Raw genomic sequence first — 18,171 nt, 5'->3', positions numbered from 1 at the left:
GCGCCAATCGACTTTCATTGTTTACTCCAACTGCTTGCGTAAGAATATATACCGTATACAATATGCAATGATGCGGCGCAAGAAGGAACGTGATGGGGTCCTGGTCCACAGGTTCGCGGATTAGCCAGAATGGCTTGCATTAAAATTGGTATACGGTATAAATAATCCATTATGTCTGACATTTCGATGAGGTTTCCGTGCGCCCTGTCCTCATGACGACCGCGTGTAAGGCTCTGTTCACCGGGGCCAGTCTCCTGACTAGTCTGGCAGGCTTCGGTGGCTCGGCCCTGGCCGCTCCGGCTCTTGAGGCGCGACAGGTGGCGACGACCCACAACCCCATACTGTTGGATGGTCAGGACTACACGACTGATCCGGCGACTCTGGTGGCCGATGGCAAGCTCTACATACTCACCGGGCGCGACACGGCGGAGCCGGGTGTCAACGACTTCATCATGCCCGAATGGCAGATGCTGGTCACCGATGACCCTAAGTCCGGCAAATGGACCCATTATCCGCACTTCCTGAAGCCGGATGCGGTATTCAAATGGGCGACACCCGGCCGCGCCTATGCCGCGCAGATCGTGCAAGGGCCGGATAAGCGCTTCTATCTCTATGCACCGGTGATGCAGAAGGGCTCAACCAACAAGGACGGTTTTGCTATCGGTGTGGCCGTGTCCGACAGTCCCACCGGGCCTTGGGTCGATGCCCACCCCTCCGGGCCGATCGTGTCACAGTCCTATCCGGTTAAAAACGATATTCAGAATATCGATCCGACTGTGCTGGTCGATGAGGATGGCCGAGTGTACCTCTATTGGGGGACGTTTGGTCGCCTGAAAGGCGTTGAACTGGAACGTGACATGGTGACGTTCAAGGGGGCACCTGTCGATGTCACAGGTCTGAAAGGTTTTTTTGAAGCGCCGTGGATTTTCAAGCGCAAGGGCATCTATTACATGGCCTATGCCGGGAACACGGCGGGGCCGAACTCGGAATGTACCGAGGCCGTCTATTATGCCTGCATAGCCTATGGCACAGCGACCTCGCCCCTGGGGCCGTGGACCTATCGCGGGGTTGTGCTCGATCCCGTATCTTCGACGACCTCGCATCCGGGCATTTCCGAGTTCAAGGGCAAGTGGTACATCGCCTATCATACGGCCGATGCCAAAGGTGGCGGGCACTTCCGTCGCTCGGTCGCCGTCGATGAATTGTCGTGGGACGACAGCGTAAACCCGCCACTTATTGAAAAAGTCGAACAGACCCGTGCGCCGGCACCCGTCCCGCAGCCTCAGCGTAATCTGGCCCCGGCGGCACGCATCGTGGCGTCGAATTCACCTGTGCCGGTGCAATACTGGATCCGCGCCCTTAATGACGGCAAGGTGCGCGAAGCGCCGTTGCCGCCGGATACCTGGGGGACGTGGTCGCCGAACAATCCGAAGCAGCAGTGGCTGGTCTATCAGTGGGAGCAGCCGCTGAAATTCAACGGAACACGCCTCTATTTCTGGGCCGATCAGCCGGCCGGTTCCGGTATAGGCGTGGCGCCGCCCAGGGCCTGGCACCTCGAATACTGGTCAGACGCCGAAAAGGACTGGAAGGCGATTTCCGCCAGCTATCCAACGGCAGAGGTCGGGAACTGGACCGAAGTGGCCTTCGATCCGGTTACCACACGTTGCCTGAAGGCGGTGTTTGACGCCTCAACCGATGGGAAAACCAATGCCGCCGTAGCTGTTCAGGAATGGGAGGCCCTCTATCCAAAGGCCGTTCTGGTTGAGGCGGCGGATACAAAGGTTCCGGCGTCGCCGATTTGTGCGCCGATGGAATAGGGTGGAGGCGTGAGGGATATGTCACCTGCAATGTTTAGCCAAGCCTGTTTTTTTTTTGATACCTTTCTGACCTGTTTCAGAAGCGCCTATGGGGAGAGAGAGCGGTGAAACCGGGTCTTTTGAAATGCGGGCTGATGGCCCTGTCGCTGGCCGTGTCGCTCGGAGTTGGTATGCCTACGGGTGCCACATGGGCGCAGGTCAAGTCACTGGATGAGATGCCGGAAACCAAGGCGGACTTTGATCCAAAGGTTATTTCTGTGACCTCTGCGGGGAACCTCCGAGACATGGCCGATAAGGCTGGTTATGATGGCGGGGCCAAGGCGGATTTCATTTTTGAAGTGCCGGCCAAGGCGGTGATTACGGGCTTGCCAGGCGGAAAGAAGGGCGTGGATGGCGGCCCTGCGCTTGTCAGTGGTCAATGGCCCGAAACAGCTGAAATCTGGCTGGTGGTGCGTGGGAATGTCTATGGCGGCGGTGGTCGGGGGGGCAATGGTGGCGATCCGGCCCCCAGCGATGGCGGCAAGGGCGGTGATGCCATTTCAGTGCAGGCCCCGATGACCATCGTGATCCTTAAAGGCGCGTCGGTCAAAGGCGGCGGCGGTGGCGGGGCCGGAGCTGAGGCAGCAGCAGGACTGGGCGGCAGCGGTGGAGGCGGTGGTTTTCCCAACGGAGACCCGGGCCTCGGCGGTAGTGCGCGAGCGTCCGACACCGGTTATTTTGAAGTGGGCGCTCTGGGTCGCGTGGGTTCGCCGGGCGGCGGCGGAAGCGGCGGGACACGCGGCGTTGTAGGCGGGGCGGGCGGCAATGCCGCAATGCCTGGCCAGAGTCTTTCTCGTGTCGGTGGGGCGCCGGGCAATGCAGTCCGAAAAAATGGCCATGAAGTTGTGATACTTAGTGGTGGCCAAGTTTACGGAGAAATTTTTTAAATTGATGAGGCAAAATTTTCTTAGGCCGTGTGGACGAATTTTGTTGAGATGAAGAAATAGAATTCTCAAGGAGAATCTGTTGTGATTCATAGGGTTCCGACTGGAACAAGGTTGGAATCGATGTCAACACGGATGACAGAAGAGGACTGGGTGCACACGTTGACGGTCTTTCGAGCCTGTCTCCCACGGCGAGGTCGCAAGGGCGCGGACGACAAACTGTTTCTTGAGGCCCTGCATTTCTTTGCGGTGGAGAACGTTCGCTGGCGGGCCTTGCCGGAACGTTTCGGCCACTGGAACAGCGTGTGGAAACGGTTCGAGCGCTTGAGCAAAGCCGGTGTTTTTGAGGCTTTCTTCGATGCACTGGCAAGCCTGAGCCCCACGGCGCACCTGGTGCAGATGTTCGACTCCACTATCGTGCGCGCCCATGTCTCGGCAGCGGGTGCAACGCCGTCGGGCAGGAAGGCCAGGCACTCGGGCGGTCTCGTGGGGGCTTCACCACGAAAAATCCACGCCAAAGCGGACAAGACCGGGAACCTCATCGCCTTCGACCTGACAGGTGGTGAAGCGTCCGACGCAAAACACTTTGAAACCCTGCTCGATCTCGGTCCGGACAATGATCCACGCGCAGCCATTGGAGACAAAGGCTATTCCAGCAAAGCCAACCGAGCAGCCGCAAGGGCGAGAGGCATTGTCCCGGTCATCCCTCACAAAGACAACGAACAGGATAAGCCCGCCGTCTTCGCCAAGGCTCTTTACAAGGCCAGAGCCCGCATCGAGCAGGCCTTCGGTCGTCTCAAACGCTTCAAGCGCATCGCCCTACGCTGCGAAAAAACAGAGCGAAACATCCGATCTATAATCAGTTTCGCCGCCGGACTTTGCTTGGTCAAATTCGTCCACACAGCCTAATTATCAGAATTAAAAGATCATATTCATTATATATAAATCTGTGGCCCATATCTGCGGCGCCTTCCCTTGCAAATCCTCAACAGATGTGCGTTGCGGTAATCTTTCATTATCCATAGTTCGGTCATAAAGGCGCGAGACTACTGACGCTCCGGAGACCCTCATGCGCACCTTCAAGCGAATTTCCGTTTTTGTCCTGCCGGTGGTAACCGCAGCGGCCCTTTCGGCTTGTACGGTGATGCCCCAGACGCCGAAATATCCCATCTATATGGAAAACAGGCCGGTCGCCGAAGCGCCGCAGCCCGCATCGGCGGAGCCGTCCCCGGCACCGGTCGAGGAGCCAACGGGGATTCAGCCGTTGGGCTCCAAGGGCGGGATTACGACCACGGAGTTGCCTCCCCCGCCACCGCCGCCGCCTCCGGCCAACACGGTTGCGACGAAGCCTGCGCCGTCTGCTCCGAAGCCCACGGCGACCCTGCCGGTGCACGACAGCCGGGCCGGGTTTGTCTATACGCTTCAGGCCAAGGATACGCTGTTTGGCGTGTCGCGGCGTTTTGGCGTGCCGGTGCAGACCCTGTACAAGATGAACGGTTTGGCCTCGGACTCGGTGACCCATATCGGTCAGAAGATTTTGCTGCCCGAAGGTGCCAAGGATAAAGGCGTGGAAGCCTATGCCTCCGGGCCCGCGCCTGAGCGTGTCAAGGCGGTGGTGGCGCAGGCCGATGCGCCGAAACCTGCCGTGACGCCGCCCGCACCCAAGCCGGTCGTGTCGGCACCTGTGGCCACGGCACCTGTGGTGACCCCACCTGTCGCAAAACCGGTTGTAACCGCTCCGACGTCGGCACCATCAAAGCCTGTTGAGACACCGAAAACGCTGCCTTCCGATACGGCGGGAATCGTCAAGCTGGGCAAGGGGCGCTTTGTCTGGCCGTACAAGGGGAATGTGCTGGTGCGTTATGGCCAGTTGGCCCCGAATGTGCGCAATGACGGTATCAATATCGGCGGCCCGGAAGGGGTGGATATTGTGGCCGCCGATGAAGGTACGGTGGTCTATGTCGGCGATCAGGTTAAGGAGCTCGGCAATACGGTCTATATCCGTCATGCCGATGGCTTCTACACCGGCTATTCGCACCTCGGTAAGGTCAGCGTGAAGTCCGGACAAAAGGTCGCTCAGGGGCAGGCCGTCGGCACCATGGGCAAGTCGGGGGCGGTGGACCGGCCACAACTGCATTTCGAGGTGCGCTACACCCCGTCCTCCGAAATCGCCAAGCCCTTTGATCCGACGCTGGTTCTTCCCTGAGGCAGGTTCCATTGCCTGCCCAAAGCATTGCACGCGTAAGGAAGCCGTAAAAAGCGCATTGACCTTTTAATCTGTGTGCCTATGTATGGCGCAACCCTATTTCCTGCCTGCCGCTGGCGGGCCTAAACGGAGACCCCGGTCTTGGATACTGCCGCACTTGTTCAGCTTCTGCCCTTCGTGGCGATCTTCGTCCTGATGTACTTCCTCATCATCCGCCCGCAGCAAAAGCGCGCCAAGGAACATCAGGCGCAACTCAATGCCGTCAAGCGCAACGACACGGTCGTGCTGTCGAACGGCATGATCGGCAAGATCACCCGCGTCGAAGAGACCCAGGTGATGGTGGAGATTGCGTCGGGCGTGAATGTGCCGGTCGTCAAGTCGATGATCGCCGAAGTCCGCACCAAGGGCGAACCCGCCCCGGCCAATGACAAGGCCGCCTAAGCGCCTTTAGTCCCTCTAGGCCTGTCTGATCCGTCAGACAGGCTTTTTGTGTTTTTATTCAACCCGTTCCCGCGAACTTTTTACAGCGGGAGCTAAAGGGTCGTAACGATCATGATGCAATTGTCCCGCTGGAAAATCACCCTGGTGACGCTCGTCACCCTGCTGGGGATATGGTTTTCGCTGCCCAACCTCCTGCCAAAAACGGTCCTTGACCAGTATGGGTTCCTGCCGAAAAACGGCCTGAACCTCGGTCTCGACCTGCAAGGGGGCTCGCACCTTCTGCTTGAGGTCGATACGGAGGCTTTGGCGCGGGACAAGATCAAGAACCTGACCGAAGAGACGCGCGACCGTCTGCGCGGTGCCGGTATCGCCTTCGGCAGTCTCACCGCTCAGGGCGATGTGGTCAGCGTTCGTATCAACGAAGCCGGGCGTGTCGATGCCGCCCTGACCGCCCTGACGCCGCTGTCCAATCCGCTGGTCAATAATCCGTCGGCGCGCGATGTGGCCATCACCAAGGAAGCCGATCAGGTCATTCACCTGACCTACACCAAGGAAGGCAAGGCCGCCGCTTCGTCCGGCGCCGTGGACGCGTCCATTGAAACCGTGCGTCGCCGCGTCGATAATCTGGGGACGCGCGAACCCACCATCATCCGTCAGGGCACCAATCGCATCGTCGTGCAGGCCCCCGGCGAAAGCGACCCGGAGCAGCTCAAGCGCGTGATCGGTACGACCGCCAAGCTGACCTTCCAGATGGTGGACGAGTCGGCATCGCCGGCGGATGTAGCCGCCGGTCGTGTGCCGCCGGGCTCCGAACTGCTGCCCACCTCCGACCCGACCTTGCCGCCGTCCATGGTCGTCAAGAAGCGCGTAATCGTTTCGGGTGAAAACCTGACCAAGGCCTTTGTCGATACTGACCAGAGCAACCGCCCGGCCATCGGCTTCCGTTTTGACGGCGAAGGGGCGCGCAAGTTCGGTGAAGCCACGTCGCAAAATATCGGTCGTCCGTTCGCCATCATCCTCGACGGCAAGGTCGTTTCCGCGCCGCGCATCATCAGTGCCATTACCGGCGGTTCGGGTCAGATCACGGGTAACTTCACCGTTCAGGAAGCCTCGGAACTGGTCAATGTGCTGAATGGCGGGGCGCTGACCGCGCCGCTGAACATCGAAGAACAGCGCGTGGTTTCGGCTGAACTGGGGGCCGACTCGGTGGCCAAGGGCCAGCTTTCGACGATTATCGCCTTTATCTCGGTGCTGATCTTTATGCTGCTGGCCTATGGCTGGCTGTTCGGCGGCATTTCCATTGCTGCTCTGATCGTCAACCTGATCCTGATTATCGCCGGTATGTCGGTGACGCAGGCGACCCTGACCCTGCCGGGTATTGCCGGTCTGATCCTGACTCTGGCCGTGGCCGTTGACGCCAACGTGCTGATCTATGAACGGATGCGCGACGAAATTCGCGCGGGCCGTAACGTGATCGGCGCGCTGGATGCCGGTTTCTCCAAGGCCATGGAAACCATTATCGACGCCAACCTGACCTCGCTCGGCGCGGCGGCGATCATGTTCTTCTTCGGGGCCGGTCCGGTGCGCGGCTTCGCCTGGACCCTGTCGCTGGGCGTTATCACCTCGGTCTTCTCGGCCGTTATGGTGACGCAACTGCTGCTGGCCTGGTGGTATCATGCCCGTCGCCCCAAGACCCTGCCGATTCAGGCCGCGGACGGTAAGGGCGTGTGGCCGCTGATCAAGATACTGCCGCAAAAGACGAATTTTGGCTTTGTGCGTTTCTCGAAGTTGGCCGGGATTATCTCTATCGTTCTGGTCGTGGGTTCGCTGTTCTTCACCATCTGGCCAGCCACGCCGCCGTGCGGCGGTCTGAATTGCGGCGTCGATTTCAAGGGTGGCACCATCCTCGAAATGTCGCAGAAATCCACCATTGATCTGGCCAAGCTGCGTAGCACACTCGATACGCTGGACCTGCACGACGTGCAGGTGCAAGGCGCCGGGCAGTCGGGTCAGGACGCCATGATCCGCTTCGAGTCGCCGACGACCAACGCGCAGGCGGCACTGGATCGCGTGCAGACCTCGATCAAGGCGCAGTTCCCGGACGCCAGCTTCAAACCGGCCACTGTGGTAGGTCCGAAGGTGTCGGGTGAGCTTTTCACCGGCGGTATTCTGGCGCTGGTCTTCGCCATCGGCCTTATGATGGTCTATATCTGGTTCCGCTTTGAATGGCAGTTCGGCATGGGGGCGGTTGTTGGCCTGATGCACGACGTCATCCTGACCTTCGGCCTCTTCGCTGTCTTCCGTCTGGAATTCACCCTGACGGCGGTCGCGGCCATCCTGACCATCATCGGCTATTCGATGAACGACACCGTCGTCGTGTTCGACCGTATCCGTGAAAACCTGCGTAAGTACAAGAAGCTGCCGCTTAAGGACGTGATCGACCTGTCGATCAACGAAACCTTGTCGCGCACCATCATCACCGGGGTGACGGCGGTCATGGCGTTGACCGGTCTGGCGGTTCTGGGCGGTGAGGCGCTGTTCTCCTTCTCGGTGGCGCTGATCTTCGGTATCATTATCGGCACCTATTCGTCGATCTATGTGGCGGCCCCTGTCATCCTGCTGTGGGGCGTCAACCGCAATGCGGCCGAAGCCGAGGTCGTTGATGTCGGCGGCTTCAAGGGCAAAAAGGCCCCGCAGCCTTAAAGCGGGTCTGCCAGGCTGACAATTGACCGCCCTGTCCTTTTGGCAGGGCGGTTTTTTGTTGCTTTTGGTGTGCGGCAGGGTAAGGGCAGGGCATGTCCGACTCCCCGATCTTGCCCGAAGACGAAACCGTACCGCGCGATGAAGTCGTGTGTCTGGCCGCAAACTTCATCGAGGATGCGCAGAAGCGGGGCGACGTGCTGGCGCTGTTGGCCTTTGCCGAGGTGCTGCGCGATGTCCCGGCCCGCGTCTCCGAACCGCTACTGGGCGATATCCGCTATACGTGGTGGGTTGAGGCGCTGGAGGAAATCCGCGATGGGCGTAAGGTGCGTTATCATCCGCTGAGCGCGGCGCTGGCCGACGTGGCCGAACGCCATGCCCTTGATATGCAGGCATTAATCGACGCCATTGAGCCCCACCGCTTACAACTGGATGGTCGCCTGTCCTTGCGCGACGCTTTGAGCGTGGCCGACAAGGGGCAGGCCGTCGTATTGGCCCAGGCGGCGAAGGTGCTGGAACCGGCGGCCGATGCGGCGTGCCTGCTCATCCCGGCGAGGTTTCAGACTCTGGCGACGCTCAAGGTGGCGGGCCGTTTGAACGCCGAGGAAGCGGGCGCGGAAGAGGGGCGTCATCTGTACCGTGAGGCGCGTCAGGGGATGAAGCGCGTGCCGCCGGCCCTGTTGCCCTTGGTGTTGCCGACGGCGGTGGCTGCCGGTCTGTGGCAGGGTCGTGTACGTAGTGCCCTGTCGGTGCGTTTGAAACTGCTATGGGCGTTTGTGACCGGCCGGATTTAAATCGAAGCCTTACCCAATCCCGAATATCGGCTTCTTTTTCGGCGGTTGCGACACGGTCGGCGTCACGGGGGCCGGATACAGCGGATAGGCCTTCCAGCCCTTGGCCACCATCTCTTCAAATCCCTTACACTGCGGCAGGGTCATGATCACGCCGGTTTTCGGCTTGGCAAACGGGGCCGGGAAGCGCGCCGACGGGAAGGCCGGGTTGACGAATACCCAGTCCGACGCCAGCCCATAGCCCTTTTCACCGCCGGTACGCACCGCATTATAGGCGATGCGGGCCTCGATCTCGCTGACGCCCCATTTGCGCATGGCGCGATAGAAGATGTCGTCGGCGTCCTGACGCTTACCCGGTTCCCCGATGGCATAGAGCCAGTCGTGGACAATGGCGGCGCGGATGGTCGGCCCGTCCGTATTGACGGCAAACTGCCCGAACCACGGCACGGACGCGAAGTCGGTGCGGAACCATTTTGGTACCACCACCACCTTGCCCGTCAGCTTGTCGCAATAAGGGAATTCGTCGTTCAGAGTATAGAGCTTGCGCCCTTCCTTTTGCACGTCGAACAGAAGAACGGGCTGCGGTTGCAGCGAAGAAGGCACAACAACGGGAACCGCCACGACCGGTGGCGTCTCGGTCGTGGCGCAGGCGCTTAGGCTCAGAACGGACAGAGCAAGAAGAGGGGCGAGGGCTTTCATCACACACACATGTCAGACGGCACTCAAGCCGGAACCGCCTCTGTTTTTAACCACGTCTCGATATCGCGCAAGGCCCGAACGCTCATCTGGCGTTTCTTGGCGCGGGTACGATCCTTGACGGGGATCTTCTTGCCGTCTTCATCGAACTTCGGGGCCTCCATCGGCGGCAGGAGTCCATAGTTGATATTCATAGGCTGGAAAGACGCCTTTTCGTCGGCCAGATGCCCGCCGGTGATGTGCCCGATCAAGGCCCCCAATGCCGTGGTCGGCGGCGGCGGCGGCAGGGTTTCGCCTCTCGCTTCGGCGGCAGCGAAGCGTCCGGCCAGAAGACCCATGGCGGCGCTTTCGACATAGCCTTCGACGCCGGTGATCTGCCCGGCAAAGCGCAAAGACCGCTCACCGATCAGGCGCTTAAGCCGCAGATCGGTCCCCAGCACCTTGGGCGACTGGATGAAGGTGTTGCGGTGCAGCCCGCCCAGACGCGCAAATTGCGCGTTCTGAAGGCCGGGGATCATGCGGAAGACCTCGGCCTGAGCCCCGTGTTTCAGCTTGGTCTGGAAACCAACCAGATTATACAGTGTTCCCAAGGCATTATCCTGCCGAAGCTGAACAATCGCATGAGGTTTAACCGTGGGATTGTTGGGGTCGGTCAGGCCCACCGGCTTCATCGGGCCATAGCGCAGGGTTTCGCGGCCGCGTTCAGCCATCACCTCGATGGGCAGGCAGCCGTCGAAATAGGGGACGTGCTCCCATTCCTTGAAATCGGCCTTGGGGCCGGTCAACAGGGCATCGACAAAGGCCTCGTACTGGTCCTTCGTCATGGGGCAGTTGATATAGGCCGCCGCGTCGCCACCGGGGCCTTCCTTGTCGTAGCGCGACTGCCGCCACGCAATCGACATGTCGATGCTTTCGGCGTGGACAATAGGGGCGATGGCGTCAAAAAAGCTGAGGTGGCCTTCGCCGGTCAGTTCCAGAATGACCTCGGACAGGGATTCCGAGGTCAGCGGACCCGTAGCGCAGATGACGTTTTTCCAGCCCTTGTCTTTCAGCGAGGTGACTTCCTCGCGCAGGAGGGTCACCAGCGGATGCGCCGTCAGCGCGGCGGTGACGGCCTGCGAAAAACCTTCACGGTCAACGGCCAGCGCACCCCCGGCGGGCACCTGATGCGTGTCGGCACAGGCCATGATCAGCGAGTTGCCGCGCCGCATCTCGGCGTGCAGCAGGCCCACGGCATTATATTCCCAGTCGTCCGAGCGGAACGAGTTGGAACAGACCAGTTCGGCGAGGCCGTCGGTCTGGTGCGCGTCGGTCGGTTTGACGCCGCGCATCTCGTGAATAATGACGGGAACACCGGCCTGAGCCAGTTGCCAGGCGGCTTCGGAACCGGCAAGGCCGCCGCCGATAATGTGTACGGGTTGGACTGTCATGCGGGTCATATAATGAGATCGTATGACGATGTCACGGTCTCGATGAAAAACATCGGACGCGATGCCTTTGCCCTTTTAAAGGGAAAGGATTTGTTTAACAGTGGGCCCTGCTTAGGGTTAACGCTGCGGGTTATCGGGCTTTTGGGGATTTCGACAATGAGTTTCGGCACGGCCTTTCATCTGATCGGTGCGCTGAAGACGGCCGGGCAGAGCCTGCCGCTGTTGTGGCGTAAGGCGGGCCCGGTTCTGGGTGTTCTGTTTGTCGTACTGCTGCTGGGGCATTTGCCGCATCTGGATGTGTGGGTGCGGCGCGGCCTGATCGTGGTCGGCGTGATCGCGCACACGGCGGCGGCAGGCGCGTTGTACCGCGTCGCCCTGTTCGGGGAGCGCTTTGCCGCGGCCGAAGGTCTGGGCTTTGGCGGCTTGCAGTTCGGCCGGGCCGAACGTCGCCTGCTGGGGGCCAGCGCGCTGGTCCTGCTGTTCTGGTCCATCGTGTTTATCGCGGGGGCCGTCGTGCTGGCCCTGTTTATGGGGGCGGCGGGCCTGCCCGAAGACAGCTATCGCACGCCGCAGGCTTTGCTGCGCACCCTGATCGAAGGGGCGCAACCGCAAGGGGTCGTGGTCGGCCTTGCGATTATCGCCGTTCTTTTGACGCTCAGCATCCTGACGGTGAAGCTGTGGCTGCACCGCGCCGCCACGGTGGCTGAACATCGGCTGGTGTCGCTCAATGCGCTCAGCCTGTCTTCGGGCCAGACGGTCAAGCTGGGCCTGGGTTACGTCTATATCCTGCTGCCGTTTATCGTCCTCAGCAGCCTGATGCCGCCGCTGATGATCGTGGCCGGGCTGCCTCTGGGGGGCGTGATCAATCTGGCGCTGGGCGTTGGCGTCTTCATGCCGCTCAGCATCGCTTTTTTGGCCTCAGCCTATAGGCAAATCAGCGCACTTCGCGCTAAGGGATAGGCAGTTCTCTTTCCCCGGTTCCGTGCATGGCCTCCTCCGTTGATTTTGCCTTTGAAGGCTTCCGTATCATCCGTGAGCGGCCCATCCTGATTGCGTGGTGGGGGGCCGTTCTGCTGGTGGCTTTGATCCTTTCGACGGCCTTGCTGATGTCGGTCGCCGGTCCGGAATGGAATGCGCTCATTCAGGGGCAGGTGCCGAACGAGCCGGAAAAGGCAGCCGAGTTGCTCCTGCGTCTGGGGCCGGCCTATGTGCTGGCCCTGATGGTTACCCTTGTGTTTTCGGCGATTATCACCTGCGCTGTCTATAGGGCCGTGCTGGGCGGACATTCGCCGCAGTTCGGTTTTCTGCGTTTGGGGACCGATGAGGTGCGTCAGATGGCGCTGTCTTTCGTTTTGGCTATGGTCATTATCGTAGTGACGCTTCTGATTACCGTCGTTCTGGCCATATTGGGTGGTCTTCTGTCTTTGCTGGTCGGGGCGGTGTCTCAGGCCGTCGTCCCCGTTATTGGTGTGCTGACGGCCATCGCCGCCATGATCTTCAACATCTGGCTAATGGTGCGGCTGTCTATGGTCAGCGTGCAGAGCTTCGATGAGGGCCATTTCAATCTGACGGGTTCCCTGAAACTGACGCAGGGTCGTTTCTGGTCCCTGCTGGGCGGCTTTGCCGTAGCCTTTCTGATGGCGCTGGTGGTTAGTATGCTGGCGCAGACCGTCTATATGGCGCTGGCCGTTCTGGTCACGGGCCGCGATGTGACGTCCGTCGAAGACGTGCCGCAACCCGACGTCTCGCAATTGGCTAATCTTATGGAGCCGCTGACGGGGGTTTATCTGGCGGTCAATGGCGTGATCGCGCCTCTGACCACAGCGATCATGATCGGTGCCGTTGCTGCGGCCTATCAAACCCTGAAAAACACGCCGAACGCCTGATCAGCTACCGACAAGGTGCAGGATGTCACGGCCCTGGGGCGGCTGGATCGGGCGCGCATTGGGGCCGGTCAGGCGCTGATAGGCGTCCACCTGTTCCGGCGAAATCGACAGGGGCGAGGCATAGACCAGCCAGGTGACCTTTTCCGTGCACGGCGGCGTGGTGAGCGAACCGGAATAGGCGTAAAATTCTTCGGTCGCCGGCATCAGGTCGCGCGCATTGACCAGCAGGTCGGGGATCAGGGCCGCCGGACCCGGATCGGTCGGCAGCCACGTCCAGATGGGGGCCAGCATCGGGTCGGCCACGCCGACATCCGAAAGGACGCCAATAACCAGCAGGTCGCCCTTGTCATTCTTGTGCACAAAGTGGGTTTCGATAGCCGCACGGTGGCCGTCGATCGTGTGTTCGGACGGGGTGTGGAAGTGGAACTGCACCAATTTGTAACGCACCCCGTCCATCACCACACCGCCGCCGTCTGTCGGGGAGACCTGAATGGCGTGCCCCAGATTCTGGATCTTGGCCGGGGATGAGGTGTAATCGAGCGTCAGATTGACCGATTTGGGGGCCGCCACGCCGGTGAGGTTGATCGGCGACTGACGCGGGCCGGTCTTGCAGGCCTTGTTCTCAGTGCTCAGATCGCCCCAGTGCGCCGGGCCGTCATCGCCTTCGTAGCTCCAGTGCGTGACGTCGCCCTTGGCCGCACCGTGACCATCCCCACCGTGATCACCGCCGCCATGCTCACCCGCGGCTTCGGCATGAGGATCGCCGTGTTCCGCCTTGGGTTTGCCGCAGGACGACAGGCCCGCGCTCATCAGGGCAAAGGCAGCAACCGTAAAAAGCAAAACAGGGCGGCGCATGGCGAACTCGAATCGAGAGTGAGGATGCTCGATTCAATGCCGTAACAGGGTTAACGCAGTGTTCACTTTGGGCACTGATCCGCGTTTGAACCCTATTTTTTCCGCGCCTTGTGCCGGGCCAGAATGTCTTTGAGGTATTTGCCGGTCCACGATTTCGGATTGTCCGCTACCTTTTCCGGGGTGCCAAAGGCCACGATCTCGCCGCCGCCGTCGCCGCCTTCCGGGCCGAAATCGAGCAGCCAGTCGGCCGTCTTGATGACGTCCAGATTGTGCTCGATCACCACGGTCGTGTTGCCGTGATCGGTCAGTTCGTGCAGCACCTCCAGTAGCTTTCGCGTGTCCTCGAAATGCAGGCCCGTGGTCGGTTCATCGAGAATATACAGGGTCTTGCCCGTGGCGCGTTTCGACAGCTCTTTCGACAGCTTGACGCGCTGTGCCTCGCCGCCCGACAGGGTCGTCGCCTGCTGGCCGATCTTGATATAGCCCAGCCCGACGCGCTTCAGCGTCTCCAGCTTGTCGCGGATGGACGGCACGGCCTTGAAGGCCTCAGCCCCTTCCTCGACCGTCATGTCCAGCACATCGGCGATGGAATGGCCCTTGAAGACGATCTCCAGCGTCTCGCGGTTATAGCGCTTGCCCTTGCACACATCGCAGGTGACATAGACGTCGGGAAGGAAGTGCATCTCGATCTTGATGACGCCGTCGCCCTGACAGGCTTCGCAGCGGCCACCCTTGACGTTGAAGGAGAAGCGGCCCGGTCCATAGCCGCGCGCCTTGGATTCCGGCAAGCCGGCGTACCAGTCGCGGATCGGCCCAAAGGCCCCGGTATAGGTGGCCGGGTTGGAACGCGGTGTGCGGCCGATGGGCGACTGGTCGATCTCGACCACCTTGTCGAAAAACTCCAGCCCTTCGATCTTGTCGTGGGCGGCAGGATTGGCCGAGGCATTATTGAGGCGTCGCGCCGCCGCCTTATGCAGGGTTTCCAGCGTGAAGGTCGATTTGCCGCCGCCGGAAACACCGGTGATGCAGGTCATGACCCCCACCGGGATTTCGCCGGTGACGTTTTTCAGATTGTTGCCTCGCGCCCCGATGACCTTCAGCATCTTCTTCTTGTTGATGGGGCGGCGCTCATTGTCCGTGTCCTTCGAGAAGTAGAGCGGGATTTCACGTTTACCGGTCAGATATTGCCCGGTCAGCGAGTTGGCATTGGCCTTGATGTCTTCGGGTGTGCCTTCGGCCACCACCTGACCGCCGTGCACACCCGCCGCCGGCCCCATGTCGATCACATAGTCGGCGGTGAGGATGGCGTCTTCGTCGTGTTCGACTACCAGCACGGAATTGCCGAGGTCGCGCAGGCCTTTCAGGCTGTCGAGCAGACGGTCATTGTCGCGCTGATGCAGGCCGATCGAGGGCTCATCCAGCACGTAGAGCACGCCGGTCAGGCCGGAACCGATCTGCGACGCCAGACGGATACGCTGGCTTTCGCCGCCCGACAGGGTGCCGGAATTGCGCGACAGGTTGAGATAGTCCAGCCCGACCGCATTGAGGAAGTTCAGGCGGTCAAGAATTTCCTTCAGAATGCGCCGTGCAATATCCATCTGCTTTTCCGTCAGATGGTTTTGCAGATCGGCAAACCAGTCGTGCGCCTTCTTGATCGACAGGCTGGAGATTTCGGCGATGTCCTTCGCATTGACCTTGACGGCCAGGGCTTCGGGTTTGAGACGCTTGCCGCCGCAGGCCTCACACGGGGTTTCGGCCTGATAGCGACTCAGGTCCTCACGCACCCACGACGAGTCGGTTTCGCGGTAGCGACGCTCCATATTGGGGATGACGCCTTCGAACGGCTTGGTCACGTCATAGCGCCGCGAGCCGTCCTGATAGACGAACTTGATCTTTTCCGATCCGGACCCCAGCAGAATCACGTCCTGCGCTTCGGGCGTCAGGGCGCGCCATTTGGTGTCCATCTTGAAGCCGTAATGCCCGGACAGGGCTTCAAGCGTCTGCGCGTAGAGCGGCGAGGGGCCCTTGGCCCACGGCGCAATGGCCCCGTCCTTGAGGCTCAACGACTCATCGGGCACGATCAGCGAGCGGTCAAAGGTCAGCTTGACCCCCAGACCGTCGCAGGTCGGGCAGGCGCCGAAGGGGTTGTTGAACGAGAACAGGCGCGGCTCGATCTCGGCAATGGTAAAGCCGGAGACCGGGCAGGCGAATTTTTCCGAAAAGATCAGACGCTTCGGCTCGGTTTCGCCTTCCGCGATGTCGGCATATTCGGCGATGGCCAGACCATCGGCCAGCCGCAGCGCCGTTTCCAGACTGTCGGCCAGACGCTGCATCAGCCCGCCCTTGACGACCACGCGATCCACCACCACGTCGATATCGTGCTTGTACTTCTTGTCGAGCTTGGGGGCGTCTTCGATGGCGTAGTACTGACCGTCGATCTTCAGACGCTGGAAGCCCTGACGCTGAAGGTCGGCGATTTCTTTCTTGTACTCGCCCTTGCGCCCGCGCACGAAGGGGGCCAGCAGGAGCAGGCGCGTCCCTTCGGGCAGGGCCATGATCTTATCGACCATCTGCGAAATGGTCTGGCTTTCGATGGGCAGGCCCGTGGCGGGCGAATAGGGCACGCCGGTGCGCGCCCACAGAAGGCGCATATAGTCGTGGATTTCCGTTACCGTGCCGACGGTCGAGCGGGGGTTTTTGGAGGTGGTCTTCTGCTCGATGGAAATGGCTGGCGACAGGCCTTCGATCAGGTCCACATCCGGCTTCGACATCAACTCAAGAAATTGCCGCGCATAGGCCGATAGCGACTCGACGTAGCGACGCTGCCCCTCGGCATAGATGGTGTCGAAGGCGAGTGACGACTTGCCCGACCCCGACAGGCCAGTGAGCACCACCAGCTTGCCGCGCGGAATATCGACATCGACGCCCTTGAGATTATGCTCACGCGCGCCGCGCACCTTGATGAAGCCCTGCATCAGGTTTGAGCTGCTCATCAGCATATCCTTGTCGTGTCCGCTATCGGCCATTACGCATATCCATCCGGGGAAGCCATTCCACCATATAGGTATAATGGCGGTGTCGAAAAAGTGTCAGCAGAGGTTTGCGGGTTCACTGCCCGATTTGCGGAGGGGGCGCAAGAACGTTTTGCGAACGCTTTTGTAAAAACTGTGACCGTGGCCCGCCTCGCAAAGGCCGGAATGTTTCGCTCAACTGACAGAGACGGGGGCGGCATGGCGCATCACATCATTCAATGGCGACATGTGGGGCTGGCGGCGCTGATCGTCGTCGCGGCGCATCTGGTGCTGGCTCTGTTGTTCATGATGTCACGGCGTGAGGAAACCACGGTCGAGTCCCCCGTCATTACCGAGATAGGCTTTGTGCCACCTGTGCTCATCCGTAAGGGGCCCCGGCCCGAAAGGCCGGTGCGCCGGACGCGATCGGCGTCTCATCGTCAGGAGACTTTCAATGCCGCGCCCTCAGAGGTCGCGCCCCTGACGACGGTCAGGGGAGAGCCGCCGCCCGAAGCGGCTGATGCGGTGTCGCGTGAGACCCTGGGGGCGACCTTGCGACACGCACAGGCCTGTCGCCGGGCCTTGATGGAGGGCAGCGTCCTGCCGCCGGACTGTCCGGCGCGCGGCGAGGGGATAAACCGCCCCTTGCCTGTAAAGCCCGGAGATCAGCCCTATTGGGACAAGCAGATCAACGACAATGCGTTCCGGCGTCGCTACAAGAGCGAACCGGGCAACACGGAATACTGGCAAAGGGTCAATCGCAGTCGCTCAGACCCACAAAGACACACCCCGCAGGAGTGAACCTATTTCAACAGGCGTATGTTGGTCAGAGCTCCACCGGTACCGGAAGACCCCGTGACGGGTTCAAGGTTCCAGGTGGTATTGTTCAGGATCAGCCGGTTCATCACCATCGACAACTTGTCGTTGCTCATTTTTGATTGTGCATTGAAAGTGACATTGCGGCTGGGCAGCCAGATCACGCCGTCCATATGGTTGGCCACGGCGTTGTTGAAAATAAAGTCTGTATTGCTCAGACCCGGCTTCTCAAAGAACAGCAGATTTTTGTATGTGCCCGTGTCGGGGGCGGTCAGGTCGGCGGAAATGCCGGAGTTGAACTGGATTTTCGAGGTGTCCTCGAAATAGAAGGTCACGCCCTTGCCCGTCCACGTCCCGCCATTGACGTTCCAGCCGCCGCTGCGGATGACGTACAGGCCGGGAGCAAAACTGACCGTAGCCGACGAATTGTTGAAATTGAACCAGCCGCAATAGACACCGGGGCTGAGGCTGACGCTGCTGGTGTTATAGTTGCCATTCGACACCGTGCACGTCGTGCTGGCCACGGTCGGGATAAGCGCCGCCCACTGATCAGCAACGGTGGGGCACGACAGGCTCAGGCGATCCACCGTCGTTGAGTT

14 protein-coding genes and 1 pseudogene are annotated in these 18,171 nt (G+C 60.6%); 10 read left to right on the top strand and 5 right to left on the bottom strand.

Annotation, left to right across the window (positions count from 1 at the left end):
• The first annotated feature begins 197 nt into the window (after positions 1-197).
• The 7 genes from LDL37_RS13965 to LDL37_RS13935 all read left to right on the top strand — a co-directional run bounded on the left by LDL37_RS13965 (position 198) and on the right by LDL37_RS13935 (position 8,881).
• Complete coding sequence (locus tag LDL37_RS13965) at positions 198-1,817, top strand: family 43 glycosylhydrolase (protein ID WP_290799425.1); 1,620 nt, start codon at positions 198-200, stop codon at positions 1,815-1,817.
• Positions 1,818-1,921: 104 nt separating this feature from the next.
• Complete coding sequence (locus LDL37_RS13960) at positions 1,922-2,743, top strand: hypothetical protein (RefSeq protein ID WP_290799423.1); 822 nt, start codon at positions 1,922-1,924, stop codon at positions 2,741-2,743.
• Between the two features lie 120 nt (positions 2,744-2,863).
• Positions 2,864-3,649, top strand: coding sequence for an IS5 family transposase (locus tag LDL37_RS13955; RefSeq protein ID WP_366509243.1), 786 nt, complete (start codon positions 2,864-2,866; stop codon positions 3,647-3,649).
• A 160-nt stretch (positions 3,650-3,809) separates the two neighbouring features.
• A complete protein-coding gene (locus LDL37_RS13950; RefSeq protein ID WP_290799421.1) occupies positions 3,810-4,946 on the top strand; it encodes a peptidoglycan DD-metalloendopeptidase family protein in 1,137 nt (378 codons plus the stop codon).
• Between the two features lie 141 nt (positions 4,947-5,087).
• Entirely contained in the window at positions 5,088-5,387 is a 300-nt protein-coding gene (yajC, locus tag LDL37_RS13945; RefSeq protein WP_290799419.1) for a preprotein translocase subunit YajC, read from the top strand.
• Positions 5,388-5,498: 111 nt separating this feature from the next.
• The gene (gene secD / locus LDL37_RS13940; protein ID WP_290799417.1) at positions 5,499-8,090 is read left to right on the top strand and encodes a protein translocase subunit SecD; all 2,592 of its coding nucleotides are present in this window, start codon (positions 5,499-5,501) and stop codon (positions 8,088-8,090) included.
• Between the two features lie 92 nt (positions 8,091-8,182).
• Entirely contained in the window at positions 8,183-8,881 is a 699-nt protein-coding gene (locus LDL37_RS13935) for a squalene/phytoene synthase family protein (protein ID WP_290799415.1), read from the top strand.
• A 9-nt stretch (positions 8,882-8,890) separates the two neighbouring features.
• Here LDL37_RS13935 and LDL37_RS13930 read toward each other — a convergent pair whose 3' ends face one another.
• The gene (locus tag LDL37_RS13930) at positions 8,891-9,577 is read right to left on the bottom strand and encodes a DUF1353 domain-containing protein (RefSeq protein WP_290799413.1); all 687 of its coding nucleotides are present in this window, start codon (positions 9,575-9,577) and stop codon (positions 8,891-8,893) included.
• A gap of 23 nt (positions 9,578-9,600) precedes the next feature.
• The gene (gene trmFO / locus LDL37_RS13925; RefSeq protein ID WP_290799411.1) at positions 9,601-11,013 is read right to left on the bottom strand and encodes a methylenetetrahydrofolate--tRNA-(uracil(54)-C(5))-methyltransferase (FADH(2)-oxidizing) TrmFO; all 1,413 of its coding nucleotides are present in this window, start codon (positions 11,011-11,013) and stop codon (positions 9,601-9,603) included.
• Positions 11,014-11,160: 147 nt separating this feature from the next.
• Between trmFO and LDL37_RS13920 the strand changes: the two genes are divergently transcribed.
• Both LDL37_RS13920 and LDL37_RS13915 read left to right on the top strand, forming a co-directional pair.
• Positions 11,161-11,964, top strand: coding sequence for a hypothetical protein (locus tag LDL37_RS13920; protein WP_290799409.1), 804 nt, complete (start codon positions 11,161-11,163; stop codon positions 11,962-11,964).
• Between the two features lie 26 nt (positions 11,965-11,990).
• A complete protein-coding gene (locus tag LDL37_RS13915) occupies positions 11,991-12,890 on the top strand; it encodes a hypothetical protein (protein WP_290799407.1) in 900 nt (299 codons plus the stop codon).
• Here the strand turns inward: LDL37_RS13915 and LDL37_RS13910 are convergent, their stop codons facing one another.
• A complete protein-coding gene (locus LDL37_RS13910; protein ID WP_290799405.1) occupies positions 12,891-13,745 on the bottom strand; it encodes a carbonic anhydrase family protein in 855 nt (284 codons plus the stop codon). It abuts the gene before it with no gap.
• Between the two features lie 92 nt (positions 13,746-13,837).
• Complete coding sequence (gene uvrA / locus LDL37_RS13905; RefSeq protein WP_290799427.1) at positions 13,838-16,720, bottom strand: excinuclease ABC subunit UvrA; 2,883 nt, start codon at positions 16,718-16,720, stop codon at positions 13,838-13,840.
• A 255-nt stretch (positions 16,721-16,975) separates the two neighbouring features.
• Between uvrA and LDL37_RS13900 the strand changes: the two genes are divergently transcribed.
• Positions 16,976-17,557 carry a hypothetical protein gene (locus LDL37_RS13900; RefSeq protein WP_290799403.1) on the top strand — a complete coding sequence of 194 codons (582 nt, stop codon included), beginning with the start codon at positions 16,976-16,978 and terminating at the stop codon, positions 17,555-17,557.
• 2 nt (positions 17,558-17,559) lie between these two features.
• Here LDL37_RS13900 and LDL37_RS13895 read toward each other — a convergent pair.
• Positions 17,560-18,171, bottom strand: a pseudogene (locus tag LDL37_RS13895) (hypothetical protein); the annotation flags it as partial.

It is taken from the genome of Asticcacaulis sp. (genome assembly GCF_020217185.1).
In the GTDB taxonomy this organism is placed as follows: domain Bacteria; phylum Pseudomonadota; class Alphaproteobacteria; order Caulobacterales; family Caulobacteraceae; genus Asticcacaulis.
Note: the sequence above shows the minus strand (reverse complement) of the source record. Positions and strands in the feature narration are given on the sequence as shown.

Coding starts and splice junctions, on each gene's coding strand:
- LDL37_RS13955 (WP_366509243.1), top strand. CDS start 2,864: ATGTCAACACGGATGACAGAAGAGGACTGGGTGCACACGTTGACGGTC.
- LDL37_RS13950 (WP_290799421.1), top strand. CDS start 3,810: ATGCGCACCTTCAAGCGAATTTCCGTTTTTGTCCTGCCGGTGGTAACC.
- secD (WP_290799417.1), top strand. CDS start 5,499: ATGATGCAATTGTCCCGCTGGAAAATCACCCTGGTGACGCTCGTCACC.
- LDL37_RS13935 (WP_290799415.1), top strand. CDS start 8,183: ATGTCCGACTCCCCGATCTTGCCCGAAGACGAAACCGTACCGCGCGAT.
- LDL37_RS13930 (WP_290799413.1), bottom strand. CDS start 9,577: ATGAAAGCCCTCGCCCCTCTTCTTGCTCTGTCCGTTCTGAGCCTAAGC.
- trmFO (WP_290799411.1), bottom strand. CDS start 11,013: ATGACCCGCATGACAGTCCAACCCGTACACATTATCGGCGGCGGCCTT.
- LDL37_RS13920 (WP_290799409.1), top strand. CDS start 11,161: ATGAGTTTCGGCACGGCCTTTCATCTGATCGGTGCGCTGAAGACGGCC.
- LDL37_RS13915 (WP_290799407.1), top strand. CDS start 11,991: ATGGCCTCCTCCGTTGATTTTGCCTTTGAAGGCTTCCGTATCATCCGT.
- LDL37_RS13910 (WP_290799405.1), bottom strand. CDS start 13,745: ATGCGCCGCCCTGTTTTGCTTTTTACGGTTGCTGCCTTTGCCCTGATG.
- uvrA (WP_290799427.1), bottom strand. CDS start 16,720: ATGCAGGGCTTCATCAAGGTGCGCGGCGCGCGTGAGCATAATCTCAAG.
- LDL37_RS13900 (WP_290799403.1), top strand. CDS start 16,976: ATGGCGCATCACATCATTCAATGGCGACATGTGGGGCTGGCGGCGCTG.